General features: G+C 72.4%; 12 protein-coding genes and 1 pseudogene. 3 read left to right on the top strand and 10 right to left on the bottom strand.

The window, feature by feature from the left end; all coding sequences use genetic code 11:
* Positions 1-60 precede the first annotated feature (60 nt).
* The gene (gene cysK / locus OZN99_RS15645) at positions 61-990 is read left to right on the top strand and encodes a cysteine synthase A (RefSeq protein WP_270936199.1); all 930 of its coding nucleotides are present in this window, start codon (positions 61-63) and stop codon (positions 988-990) included.
* A gap of 22 nt (positions 991-1,012) precedes the next feature.
* Here cysK and trxC read toward each other — a convergent pair whose 3' ends face one another.
* The 10 genes from trxC to OZN99_RS15695 form a co-directional block, all read right to left on the bottom strand.
* Positions 1,013-1,444: a thioredoxin TrxC gene (gene trxC, locus OZN99_RS15650; RefSeq protein ID WP_270936187.1), complete on the bottom strand. Its 432-nt coding sequence runs from the start codon at positions 1,442-1,444 to the stop codon at positions 1,013-1,015.
* Positions 1,445-1,591: 147 nt separating this feature from the next.
* Complete coding sequence (locus OZN99_RS15655) at positions 1,592-2,869, bottom strand: TRAP transporter large permease (protein WP_270936188.1); 1,278 nt, start codon at positions 2,867-2,869, stop codon at positions 1,592-1,594.
* On the bottom strand, positions 2,866-3,378 hold the full coding sequence (locus tag OZN99_RS15660; RefSeq protein WP_270936189.1) for a TRAP transporter small permease: 513 nt from the start codon (positions 3,376-3,378) through the stop codon (positions 2,866-2,868). The genes OZN99_RS15655 and OZN99_RS15660 overlap by 4 nt, the downstream gene beginning before the upstream one ends.
* A complete protein-coding gene (locus OZN99_RS15665) occupies positions 3,375-4,046 on the bottom strand; it encodes a cyclase family protein (RefSeq protein WP_270936190.1) in 672 nt (223 codons plus the stop codon). The genes OZN99_RS15660 and OZN99_RS15665 overlap by 4 nt, the downstream gene beginning before the upstream one ends.
* A 15-nt stretch (positions 4,047-4,061) precedes the next feature.
* On the bottom strand, positions 4,062-5,054 hold the full coding sequence (locus tag OZN99_RS15670) for a TRAP transporter substrate-binding protein (protein ID WP_270936191.1): 993 nt from the start codon (positions 5,052-5,054) through the stop codon (positions 4,062-4,064).
* 35 nt (positions 5,055-5,089) lie between these two features.
* A complete protein-coding gene (locus OZN99_RS15675; RefSeq protein ID WP_270936192.1) occupies positions 5,090-6,007 on the bottom strand; it encodes a dihydrodipicolinate synthase family protein in 918 nt (305 codons plus the stop codon).
* Positions 6,008-6,019: 12 nt separating this feature from the next.
* Positions 6,020-7,027 (bottom strand): 4-hydroxythreonine-4-phosphate dehydrogenase PdxA, encoded by a 1,008-nt coding sequence (locus OZN99_RS15680; RefSeq protein ID WP_270936193.1) that lies wholly within the window; start codon positions 7,025-7,027, stop codon positions 6,020-6,022.
* Complete coding sequence (locus OZN99_RS15685) at positions 7,024-8,535, bottom strand: tripartite tricarboxylate transporter permease (RefSeq protein WP_270936195.1); 1,512 nt, start codon at positions 8,533-8,535, stop codon at positions 7,024-7,026. Before OZN99_RS15685 ends, OZN99_RS15680 begins: the two co-directional genes overlap by 4 nt.
* The gene (locus tag OZN99_RS15690; RefSeq protein ID WP_270936196.1) at positions 8,535-8,978 is read right to left on the bottom strand and encodes a tripartite tricarboxylate transporter TctB family protein; all 444 of its coding nucleotides are present in this window, start codon (positions 8,976-8,978) and stop codon (positions 8,535-8,537) included. Before OZN99_RS15690 ends, OZN99_RS15685 begins: the two co-directional genes overlap by 1 nt.
* Positions 8,979-9,068: 90 nt before the next feature.
* Positions 9,069-10,112 (bottom strand): tripartite tricarboxylate transporter substrate binding protein, encoded by a 1,044-nt coding sequence (locus tag OZN99_RS15695; protein WP_270936197.1) that lies wholly within the window; start codon positions 10,110-10,112, stop codon positions 9,069-9,071.
* A gap of 118 nt (positions 10,113-10,230) precedes the next feature.
* Here OZN99_RS15695 and OZN99_RS15700 point away from each other — a divergent pair, with 118 nt between their 5' ends.
* Both OZN99_RS15700 and OZN99_RS15705 read left to right on the top strand, forming a co-directional pair.
* On the top strand, positions 10,231-10,971 hold the full coding sequence (locus OZN99_RS15700) for a FadR/GntR family transcriptional regulator (protein WP_270936198.1): 741 nt from the start codon (positions 10,231-10,233) through the stop codon (positions 10,969-10,971).
* Between the two features lie 31 nt (positions 10,972-11,002).
* Positions 11,003-11,776 (top strand): annotated as a pseudogene (locus tag OZN99_RS15705) (homoserine dehydrogenase); the annotation flags it as partial.

Here is an 11,776-nt window from a genome sequence, read left to right on the forward strand (position 1 = left end):
CAGCGCCGCCGCCCCCGCGCCACCCCCGCACCGCTCCCGCAGGCGCCCGCGCGCGGCCGGCTGTTCGCCAGCGTGCTGGAGACCGTCGGCGCGACGCCGCTGGTCCTGCTGCCGCGCCTGGTGGCGAGCGCGGGGCTGCCGGCGCGGCTCGCGCTCAAGCTGGAATTCTTCAACCCGCTGGGCTCCGTGAAGGACCGCATCGGGCTGGCCATGATCGAGGCCGCGGAGCGCGAGGGGCTGATCGCGCCCGGCCGCTCCGTGCTGGTGGAGCCGACCTCGGGCAATACCGGCATCGCGCTGGCCTTCGTCGCGGCCGCGAAGGGCTACCGGCTGATCGTGGTGATGCCGGACGGCGCCAGCATCGAGCGGCGGAAGATGATGCGGCTGATGGGCGCGGAGCTGGAACTCACCCCGGCACGGCGGGGCATGACGGGCGCGATCGCGCGCGCGGAGGAGATCGTGGCGAAGACGCCGGGCGCCTGGATGCCGCGGCAGTTCGACAACCCGGCCAACCCCGCCATCCACGCCGAGACCACGGCGGAGGAGATCTGGGCCGACACCGGCGGCGAGGTGGATGCGGTGGTGGGCGGCATCGGCACCGGCGGCACGCTGACCGGCATCGCCCGCGTGCTGAAGCCGCGGCGCGAGGGGCTGCGCGTGATCGGCGTGGAACCCGCGGAGAGCGCGGTGCTGAACGGCGATGATCCCGGGCCGCACCGCATCCAGGGCATCGGCGCCGGCTTCCGCCCGGCGGTGCTGGATCTCGAGCGCCTGGACGGCGTGCTGCGCGTCTCGGAGCGCGAGGCCATCGCCGCCGCACGGCGCTGCGCGCGGGAGGAAGGCCTGCCCGTGGGCATCTCCTCCGGCGCCGCGCTGCACGCGGCGATGCAGGTCGCCGCGGACCCGGCGATGGCCGGGCGGCTGGTGGTGTGCATCGCGCCGTCCTTCGCGGAGCGCTACCTCTCGACCGAGCTGTTCGAGGGGCTGTAGCGCGCCCGCATCAGGCGGCGTGTCAGGCGGCGCGCGCCCAGGCGACGATGCGCGCGGCCGGCATGGCACCCGCCTGGCGCGCCACTTCGCGCCCGCCGCGGAACAGGGCGATGGTGGGGATGCTGCGGATGCCGAGTTCCGCCGCCAGGCGTGGCGCGTCCTCCGTCGAGACCTTCACGAGACGCATCGCCGGTTCCAGCTCGCGGGCCGCGGCCTCGAATTCAGGCGCCATGGCGCGGCAGGGCGCGCACCAGGACGCCCAGAAATCCACCAGCAGCGGCACGCCGCTGAGCAGCAGGTGCCGGCGGAAGCGCGCCTCGTCCAGCGCCACGGAGTGCCCGTCGAAGAGGGGCCGGTGACAGGCGCCGCAGCGCGGCGCATCGCCCAGGCGCGGAACCGGCACGCGGACCAGGCCGTCGCAGTGCGGGCAGACCAGCAGCGTGCTCTCGCTCATCGCCGCCCCCGCCCCGCCGCGCCGTCTGGCGGATCGCCACGGCGCCTGGCCGGGCAGCGCGCGGGGGAGGTCCAGGGGAAGGCCATGCCCCTAGATAAGAAAATGCGAACAGATTGCCAAGCCGGGGAGGGCGAGCCTTGGGCCGTGTCAGCGCAGCCAGCGCAGCGGCACCGTCACCAGCTCGGGGAACAGCACCAGCAGGAACAGCACGACGACCTGCGCGACCAGGAACGGCGTGACCGCGCGCGTCACCCGGCCCAGATCCACCCGGGCCACCGCAGAGGCGACGTTCAGCACCGTGCCGACCGGCGGCGTGATCAGCCCGATGGCGTTGTTCATGATGAACAGCACGCCGAAATACACCGGATCGATCCCGGCCTCCCGCACGATGGGCATCAGCACCGGCGTCAGGATCAGGATGGTCGGGATGAAGTCCAACGCCGTGCCGACCACGACGACCAGCAGCATCATCGCCGCCATCAGCAGGACTCGGTCGCCCATGAAGGGCTCCAGCAGCGGGCGGATCTGGCCGGGGATGTCGGCGATGGTGATGAGATAGGCGGTCACCGCCGCGCAGGCGACCAGGAACATCACCGCCGCCGTGGTGCGCACCGCCGCCACCAGCACGCCGGGCAGCATGGAGGGCTTCAGCTCCCCATAGCCGAACATGCCCACCAGGATCGCATAGACCGCGGCGACCACGCCGGCTTCGGTCGGCGTGAAGGCGCCGAACTTCAGGCCGAGCACGATGATCACCGGCAGGCCGAGCGCCAGCAGCCCGTCGCGCAGCGCCTGCGCGGCCTCGGCCCAGGACTTGCGGGGCAGCGGCGCGACGTTCTCGTTGCGCGCCAACCACCACCAGGTGATCGCGAGCGCCGCGGCCATCATCAGCCCCGGCACGATGCCCGCCAGGAACAGCGAGGTGATGGAGACGTTGGCCGCCACGCCGAAGACGATGAAGCCGATGGAAGGCGGGATCACCGGCCCGATGATGCCGCCCGATGCCATCAGCGCGGCGGAGCGGCCGACATCGTAGCCGGCGCGCCGCATCATCGGCACCAGCACCGCCGCCAGCGCCGCCGTATCCGCCACCGCCGAGCCCGACAGGGAGGAGAGCAGCACCGCCGCCACCACGGCCACGTAGCCCAGGCCGCCACGCCAATGCCCGACCAGCGCCAGCGCGAAGTTCACCAGCCGGCGGGAGAGGCCGCCCGCCGTCATCGCCTCGCCGGCCAGCAGGAAGAAGGGCACGGCGAGCAGCGCGAAGCTGTCCGCCGCGTTCAGCATCTGCAGCGCCATCGACTGCGCGTCGAAGGCATCCAGGTGCCACATCATCGCCAGCGACGAGACGAGCAGCGCGAAGGCGATCGGCATGCCGAGCGCCATGGCGCCCAGCAGCGAACCGGTGAAGACCAGCAGCGTCACGCGCCGGGTTCCGCCGGCAGCCCCTCATGCGGCGGCGCGGGCGGGTCGCGGCCGGCGAGCGCCGCCAGCAGGTCCGCCAGCGCGATCAGCCCCAGGCCGATGCCCGCCACCAGCGCCGCCGCATAGGCCCAGCCGAGCGGCAGGCCGGAGACGGGCGCGTGGTTGGACAGGTTGATCGCCACCTGCGACCACGCTCCCCACAGGAAGACGCCGCAGCACAGCAGGATCAGCAGATCCGAGAGGATGCGACAGAGCTGGCGGCCGGCGCGCGGCAGGGCGCGCGCGACCAGGTCGAAGCCGAGATGCCCGCCCTGCCCCATCACGATCACCGCGCCGAGGAAGGTCACCCAGACGAAGAGGAAGCGCGACAGCTCCTCGCTGACGGTGATGCCGGAGTCGAAGGCGTAGCGCAGCACGACGTTGCCGAAGACCATGATCACCATGGCGGCCAGGGCCAGCGCCAGCAGCGCCTCCGCCACCGCCGTCGCGCGCGTCGCCAGCCGTGTCACGCGGCGAGGCCCTCGATCGCGAAGATGCGGGCCGGCGCGCCATCCGCGCCCGGCACCTTGAGCGGCGCGGCGCAGAGGAAGCTGCGCGGGCCGGCGAGCGCCGCGGTGTTCACGAGATACTCGATCAGGGTGATGCCGGCGCGCAGGCAGACGTCGTGGGTGACGTGCTGGTCGAAGGGCACGGTCACGTTGTCCAGCAACAGGCGGATCGGATAGTCCTGCGGGAAGTCGAAGGCCAGCGCGCTGGGCCTGCGCGCCTTCAGCCACTCCGCGGCGTCCCGCGTCAGCCAGGGCGCGTCGCGCCAGAACTCGGGCGTGTTCCAGTCGCGCTGCCGGTCCCAGGCGGCGGAGAGCAGCAGGATCTCGCCCTCCGCTCCGCCGGGATCGGCAGCGGCCAGCCGCTCCGGCCCGATCGGCTCGTTCGGCTGGGCGTCGTGCAGGCGCAGGATGCGACAGGGCCCGACCACGCGATCGAGCGGCGTGCTCTCGATGGTCGGCGCATCCGCCAGGATATGCGCCTGCGCGTCCACATGGCTGAAGCCATGGCAGGCGGCGTCCAGCCGGCTGATGCGGAACTGGTCGCCCGCCTTGATGTCGCCGGTGACGGAGACCTGCGTGCGCCAGCGGAAATGCGGCGCGATGGGCATGGAGAGATCGACGATGCGCATCGCGCCGCTCCCGCCTCAGGCGCCCGGCGCCGCGGCGGCGATCGCCTCGGGCAGTTCGGCGCCGAAGCGGGTCGCGAAGTCGCGCCGCGTCTCCTCCACCACGATGCGGGCGAAGGCCTCGCGGTCCGGCTGCTCCACCACCTGCATGCCGCGCCGCTTCAGCTCCGCGACGGAGCTGCCTTCCGCATCCTCGTTCATCTGCCGCTGCTGCGGCGTGACCTCGGTGGCGACGGCCATGATGGCCTCCCGCTGCGCCGCCGGCAGCGCCTCCATCCGCTGCTTCGACATGGCCAGGATGCCGGCGGTGTAGGCGTGCCGCGTCAGGCTGAGATGGCGCTGCACCTCGTAGAAGCGAGCGTTCAGGATCAGCGTGGTCGGGTTCTCCTGCCCGTCCACGGCGCGCGTCTCCAGCGCGGTGAACAGCTCGGTGAAGGGCATCGGCGTCGGGTTGGCGCCGAGCAGCTGGAAGGCCTTGATGTGCGCCGGGTTCGGCGTGGTGCGGATCTTCAGCCCGCGCAGGTCGGCGGGGGCGGAGATCGCGCGGCGCGAATTGGTGACGTTGCGGAAGCCGATGTCCCAGAAGCCCAGCACCACCAGGTTCGCGCCGTCCAGCTCGCCGCGCAGCTGCCGGCCGATGGCGCCGTCCAGCACCGCGGTCACGTGCCGCCGGTCGCGGAACTGGAAGGGCAGGTCCAGCACGTTCAGCTTCGGCGCCAGCCCCGTGAAGAACGGGTTGCCGGTCAGCGCGATGTCCAGCGTGCCGCCGCGCGCAGCGGAGATGATGGTGGGATCGCTGCCCAGCGCGCCGTTCGGGAAGACCTGCACGGTGACCGCGCCGCCGGTGCGCTCGCGCACCTTCTCGGCAAACATCAGCGCCGCGCGGTGCCAGGAATCGGCTTCCGGATGCGGGTGGGCGAAGCGCAGGCGGACGGCCTGGGCCTTCGCAGTTCCGATGATGGCGGGCGCGGCCAGCAGGCCCAGCGCCGCGCGGCGGGTCAGTGTCGTCATGGTTGTCCCTCCCACGTCACGTTGCAGTCCGGTTCTCAGCGTGCCCAGCGCAGCACCATGGCGTCCAGGCGCTTCGCCATCTCGACCAGGCCGGCGCGCGCCGCCGGATGCAGCGGCGCGATCGGCGCGCGCGGGGCGCCGCAGCGGATCACGCCGCCTTCCTCCATCAGCGCCTTGGCGGCCAGCAGCCCGCATTGGCGGTTCTCGTGGTTGATCAGCGGCAGCCAGCGGCAATAGGCGTCCATCGCGGCCGCGCGGTCACCGGCGAACCAGGCATCGGTGATCTGGCGGATGCCGTCGGGGAAGCCGCCGCCGGTCATGGAGCCCGTGGCGCCGGCGTCGAGGTCGGCCATCAGCGTGATCGCCTCCTCCCCGTCCCAGGGGCCGATCACGGCGTCGCCGCCGAGCGCGATCAGCTCGCGCAGCTTCGCCGCGGCCTGCGGCACCTCGATCTTGAAGTAGGAGACGTTGGCGATCTCGCGGGCCATGCGCGCCAGGAAAGGCGCCGACAGCGTGGTGCCGCTGACCGGCGCATCCTGGATCATGATGGGGATCGAGATCGCGTCGGAGACGCGGCGGAAGAACTCGAAGATCCCGGCCTCGCCGACGCGGATGGTGGCGCCGTGGTAGGGCGGCATGATCATCACCATCGCCGCGCCCGCGTCCTGCGCGTGGCGGCTGCGTTCGGCGCAGACATGGGTGGCGAAATGGGTGGTGGTGACGATCACCGGGACGCGTCCGGCGACGTGCCTGAGAGCGACATCCATCACCTGCTGACGGTCCTCGTCCGTCAGCACGAATTGCTCGGAGAAGTTCGCGAGGATACAGAGCCCCTCGGAGCCCGCATCGATCATGAAGTCGATGGCGCGCTTCTGGCCCTCGAGGTCGAGCGAGCCGTCGGCGTGGAAGATGGTCGGGACGACGGGGAAGACCCCGCGATAGGGCTGCGGCATGGCGGCTCTCCCCTAGGCCCGCGCGCGGCGCCGGGCGGCCATGGTGCAGGCCAGGTCGAAGGCGGCCTGGAGAGCGCCGACGCGCGCGACGCCCTTCCCCTGGATGTCGAAGCCCGTGCCATGCGCGCAGGTCGCGATCGGCACGGGCAGGCCGCCTGCCACCGTGATGCCGCGCCAGAAGCCCATGAGCTTCATCGCGATCTGGCCCTGGTCGTGGTACATCGTCACGATCGCGTCCAGGTCGCGCGACCCATCGGCCTTCGGCTGGGCGCGCAGGAAGATGGTGTCGGCGGGATAGGGCCCCTCGCAGGGCAGGCCGCGGCGCCGCGCCTCCTCCAGCGCGGGGCCGATGATCTCGATCTCCTCCCGCCCGAAGGCGCCGTTGTCGCCGTTGTGGGGGTTGAGGCCGCAGACGGCGATGCGCGGCTGCTCGATCCCCGCCTGCACCAGCGCGTCGCGGATCAGCGCCACCGCGCCGATCACCCGCTCCGCCGTGATGAGGTCCGCCACCTCGCGCAGCGCGACATGGCTGGTGACGCGGCAGGTCCAGAGCCCGTCCAGCACGTTGAACTCGCTATGCGCGCCCTTGTGGCCCAGCACCTCCGCGAACCAGTGCAGCTCGTCCGGGTGGCCCATCTGCGCCGCATGCAGCGACGACTTGTTGAGCGGCGCGAAGCAGATGCCGTCCACGACGCCGCGCTGCGCCAGGCCCAGGCATTCGCGCAGCGTCGCCAGCGCATGCCGTCCGCCCGCCGCGCTGGACTGCCCGCGCGGGATCGGGGCGTCGCGCCGCAGCTCATGCAGGGCGATCCGGCCGGGCGCCAGCGTGGCAGGGTCGTTCACGCGCGTGACCGGCAGGTCCACGCCGGCGATGCGCATGCCCTCCGCCAGCTCCTCCGGATCGGCGACGAGCAGCAGTGCCGCCTTCTCCCGGTTCGCGGGTTCGGCGAGCAGCTTCGCCATGATCTCCGGGCCGATGCCGGCAGGATCGCCGAGGACGAGGGCGAGGCGGGGTGTCATTCGGCGGGTCTCCTGAGGGCGGTCGCGCCGCCGCGCAGCAGGCCGGCCAGCAGCGGCCAGGCGAGCAGCAGCAGCGCGAGGGTGGTGATCGAGGCGACGAGCCAGTTCGACCAGAAGATCGTCAGGTCGCCGCGGCTCATCAGCATGGATTGGCGGAAGGCGTCCTCGGCCTTGTCGCCGAGCACCATCGCGAGGACCAACGGCGCGATGGGGTAGTCCAGCTTCTTCATGAGATAGCCGAGCACGCCGAAGCCCAGCGCCAGCAGCACGTCGAAGCCGCTGCCCGAGACCATCCAGGCGCCGGTCAGGCAGATCGTCATGATCAGCGGCGCGAGCAGCCCGAAGGGCACGCGCATGACGGAGGCGAAGATCGGCACCGTCGCCAGCACCAGCACCACCGCCACCAGGTTCGCCACATACATGCTGGCGATCAGGCCCCAGACGAAGTCAGGCCGGTCCTGGAACAGCGTCGGGCCGGGCTGCAGACCCCAGATCATCAGCCCGCCGAGCATCACCGCCGCGGTCGCCGAACCCGGCACGCCGAGTGCCAGCATCGGCAGCAGCGCGGAAACGCCGGCGGCATGGTCCGAGGTTTCGGGACTCACCACGCCTTCCGGCTCGCCGCGGCCGAAATTGTCGCGCCGGCGCGAGAAGCGGCGCGCGACGCCGTACGACATGAAGGAGGCCGCTGTGGGCCCGCCCGGCGTCAGCCCCATCCAGATGCCGATCGCGGCGCTGCGCACCAGCGCCACCGTGTAGCGCGGCATCTGCGCCAGCGTGGACAGCACGGCGGCCAGGCGCACCCGGGCACGGATGCCTTCCACCTTCTCCGTCTCGTCCGCCGTGGCGAGCAATTCGCCGATGCCGAACAGGCCGATGACGGCGACCAGGAAGGAGATGCCGCGCACCAGCTGGTCCTGGCCGAAGGTCAGCCGCATCTCGCCGGAGACGGTGTCCATCCCGATCGTCGCCAGCGACAGGCCGACCAGCAGCGAGACCGCGGTCTTCAGCGGGTTCGTGCCGCCCATGCCGATGAAGGCGCAGAAGGCGAGCAGATAGACCGCGAAATACTCCGCCGGGCTGAAGCGCAGCGCGAAGTTGGCGATGTCGTCCGCGACGACCGTCACCGTGATCACGCCGCAGAGCGCGCCGAAGCCCGAAGCCAGGAAGGCCAGCGACAGCGCCTCCGCCGCCTTGCCCTGCTTCGCCATCGGATGCCCGTCGAAGGTCGTGGCGACGGAGGACGGCTCGCCCGGGATGTTGAACAGGATGGAGGTGGTGGAACCGCCGAGCAGCGCGCCCCAGTACATCGAGCTGAGCAGGATGATGGCGCTGACAGGCGGCATGAAGAAGGTCAGCGGCATCAGCAGCGCCACGCCGTTCGGCGCACCCAGGCCCGGCAGCACGCCGACCAGGATGCCGATCAGCACGCCCGCGACCATCAGCGCCAGGTGGTGGAAGGTCAGCGCCACCTCGAAGCCGTGCAGAAGGGCGGCGAAGCCTTCCATCAGTAGATCCCCAGCGCCTCTTCGAGCGGGCCCTTCGCCAGCGGCACGGTCAGCCAGGTCTCGAACAGCAGGAAGAAGGCGGCCGGCGTGCCCAGCGCGACGGCCAGGGCAACCGGCCAGCGCGCGCGCGCCTGAACCCGCGCCATCCACAGCAGGTACAGCGTCATCGGCACATAGGCGCCGAGCGGCGCGATGGCCGCGCCGAAGACGACCGTGGGGAGCAGCAGCGCACCGACGCGGCGCATCGCGCCCGGCTCCGCGAAGCGCCCGGCCACGCCCGCCAGCGCATGGGTCAGCGCCAGCAGCAGCGCCACGCCGACGAGCAGGAGGCCGATGCGCAGCGGGAAATAGCCCGCACCGGGGCCGGTCGGCCCCCAGCCGACATCGTGCTGCAGCGCGCCGGCGATCACGACGCCGCCGAAGGCCGCGGCGGCGAGCGCCATGCCCGCCTCCGCGATGCGCCGCGTCCTGTCGCCGCCCGGCCGATTCACGGCATCGGCCTTCGGCCCGAGCCGACCGGACGGGTCATCACGTCAGCCCTGCTCGACCAGCCAGCCGTACTCGCGGAAATGCTCGCGGTTGGTCGCCTCGTCGCGCCGGATGAACTCGGCCAGCTCCGCGCCGGTCTGCCACAGGTCGCCCTGGCTGCCGCTTTCGAGCCACGCCTTCCATTCCGGGGTCTCCCGCACGCGCGCCAGAAGCTGCGTCCAGAACTGCGCCTGCGCATCCGTGGTGCGCGCGGGCAGCCAGACGGTGCGGGGCATGCGGAACTCCGCCGGGCCGATGCCGGCCTCCGTCGCGGTCGGGATGTCGGACCAGCCGACGCCGTTGTGCACCTTCTCCGGCAGCGTCAGCCGCTGCGTGTTGAAGACGCAGAGCGGACGGACGCGCCCGGCGCGCCACTGGCCGATGTTCTCGGCGGGGTTATTGGTGTTCGCATCCACATGCCCGCCGGCGAGTTGCACCGCCACCTCGCCGCCCGAGCGGAACGGCACGTAGGTGAAGGTGACGCCGGTCGCGCGCTCGATCAGCTTGGTCAGGATGTGGTCGGTGTCGCGCGCCTGGCTGCCGCCCATGCGGAAGGCGCCCTGGCGCTCCCGCGCCGCCTCCACCAGGTCCTTCGCGGTGCGGAAGGGCGCATCCGTGTGCGTCCAGAGGATGAACTCGTCCGCGGCCATGGAGGCGACGGGGCGCAGGTCGGACAGGCCATAGCCGACGCGCGTGACCAGCGGCATCAGCCAGACGTTGTTGGTGCCGAACACCACCTTGTGCGGGTCGCCTGCGGCGCCGCGGCCATAGACGAAGGCCTCCGTGCCGGCGCCGCCGCCCTTGTTGGTCACGATCACCGGCGTGCGCATCAGGTTGTGCTTCTGGATGATCGACTGGACGATGCGCGCGAACTGGTCGGTACCGCCGCCGGGGCCTGCGGCCACGATGAACTCCACCGGCCGCGCGGGCTGCCAGGCCTGCGCCAGCGCGGGCCGCGCCAGCAGCGCCGCACCGCCGCCGAGCAGCAGCAGGCGTCGGGACGCGCGGAAGCGGGAAACGGCGTCGGGCGCCGCGGTGCGGTGCGTCATGGCAACTTCCTCCCACTGTTGCGGGCACGGTCTTTCGCCGGCCCCTGTCGTCACGGCAGCCTGGAGGAGGCCGGGTCCGCCTGTCAACCGGTCCGGCCATCGGACCAGTAGACCGCCGGTGCGCCGCTGCGTTACGCTGCCGGCCATGCACGACAGCTACGCCTTGCTGCAATCCGCCGTGTCGCGCCGCACCATGCGCGAGCAGATCACCGACCGTCTTGCCGGCATGATCCTCTCCGGCCTGCTGCGCCCCGGCGACGCGCTGCCCGGCGAGCGCGAGCTTGCATCGCAACTGGATGTGAGCCGGGAGACGGTGCGCGGCGCGATCCAGGCACTGGCCGCGCGCGGCCTGATCGAGGTGGCGCAGGGCGCGCGGTCCCGCGTGCTGCCGGCGACGAACTGGATCGCCCGCGCCGCCCCCGCCGCACGCTACACGCCGGAGGAGGTGCACGGCGCGCGCCTTGTCCTCGAAGTTGCCGCCGCGCGAGAAGCGGCGCGCCACGCCGATGCCGCGACGCGCGCGCGCCTGGCGGAGCTGGTCGAGGAGCAGGGCCGCGCGCTGGAGGATCCGGCCGCCTTCCACATCTGCGGGTCGGAGTTCCACGCCACGCTGCAGCGCGCCGGCGGCAACCGGCTGCTCGCGGCGCTGCTGGCCGAGGCCTATGGCCAGTCCTCGGAGCTCAGTCACCGCGCGCTGGCAGCGCCGGGTGCCATGCGGCGGTCCTGGATGGACCACAAGCGGATCGCCGCCGCTGTCGCCGCGCGCGACCCGGAGGCCGCGGCCACCGCCATGCGCCGGCATCTCGATCGCATCGGCACCGCCGCGCGGCGGGCGGAGGAGAAGCGCGCCGCCGCCTGATGGCGGCGCGTCCAGGGGGGGAAGCAACACGGTGCAGTTCAATACGCTCTTCCGGCCGGCCATCGAACGGCCCGTGACCGCGGCCCTGCTCGGCTGCGGGGAGTTCGGGCTCTCGCTGATCGCGCAGGCGCGGCGGCTGAAGGGCCTCGACATCGTCGCGGCACTCGACCTCGACACCGCGCGCGTCGCGGCGAACCTCGCCGCCGACGACGTGCCGCATCGCCGCTGCGAAGGTCCGGCCGAGATCCGCGCCGCGCTTGCCGCGGGTGAGATCGCGCTCACCGCGCGCATCGACGACCTGCTGGCCACGCCCGGGCTCGACCTTGTGGTGGAGGCCACCGGCCATCCGGAAGGCGCAGCGCGCCATGCGCTGGCCGCGATCGCGGCGGGCAAGCACATCGCCATGGTGTCGAAGGAATCCGAATGCGTCGTCGGCCCACTGCTGGCGGCGAAGGCGCACGCGGCGGGGCTGTCCTACACGCTGGTGGATGGCGACCAGCCGGCGCTGCTGGTGGGTCTTGTCTCCTGGGCGCGGCTGCTCGGCCTGCCCATCCTCGCCGCCGGCAAGAGCAGCGAATACGACTACGTCTTCGACCCCGCGACCAGCCGCACGCGCTGGCTGACGGAGGAGACGGACAGCCCCGGCCTGGCCGCGCTGATGACGCTGGGCGCCGACGCGGCCGCCACCATCGCCGCGCGCGCCGCGGCGCTCGCCGCGCTGCCGCAGCGCACCGTGCCCGACTACTGCGAGATGGCGCTGGTCGCCAACGCCACCGGCATGCCGTCGGCGCGGCCCGACTTCCAC

It is taken from the genome of Falsiroseomonas oryzae (assembly GCF_027856955.1).
Lineage (GTDB): Bacteria > Pseudomonadota > Alphaproteobacteria > Acetobacterales > Acetobacteraceae > Falsiroseomonas > Falsiroseomonas oryzae.

Excerpts from the sequence above, each read along its gene's own strand:
- trxC (WP_270936187.1), bottom strand. The coding sequence starts at position 1,444 with ATGAGCGAGAGCACGCTGCTGGTCTGCCCGCACTGCGACGGCCTGGTC.
- OZN99_RS15665 (WP_270936190.1), bottom strand. The coding sequence starts at position 4,046 with ATGCGCATCGTCGATCTCTCCATGCCCATCGCGCCGCATTTCCGCTGG.
- OZN99_RS15670 (WP_270936191.1), bottom strand. The coding sequence starts at position 5,054 with ATGACGACACTGACCCGCCGCGCGGCGCTGGGCCTGCTGGCCGCGCCC.
- OZN99_RS15675 (WP_270936192.1), bottom strand. The coding sequence starts at position 6,007 with ATGCCGCAGCCCTATCGCGGGGTCTTCCCCGTCGTCCCGACCATCTTC.
- OZN99_RS15680 (WP_270936193.1), bottom strand. The coding sequence starts at position 7,027 with ATGACACCCCGCCTCGCCCTCGTCCTCGGCGATCCTGCCGGCATCGGC.
- OZN99_RS15685 (WP_270936195.1), bottom strand. The coding sequence starts at position 8,535 with ATGGAAGGCTTCGCCGCCCTTCTGCACGGCTTCGAGGTGGCGCTGACC.
- OZN99_RS15690 (WP_270936196.1), bottom strand. The coding sequence starts at position 8,978 with ATGGCGCTCGCCGCCGCGGCCTTCGGCGGCGTCGTGATCGCCGGCGCG.
- OZN99_RS15695 (WP_270936197.1), bottom strand. The coding sequence starts at position 10,112 with ATGACGCACCGCACCGCGGCGCCCGACGCCGTTTCCCGCTTCCGCGCG.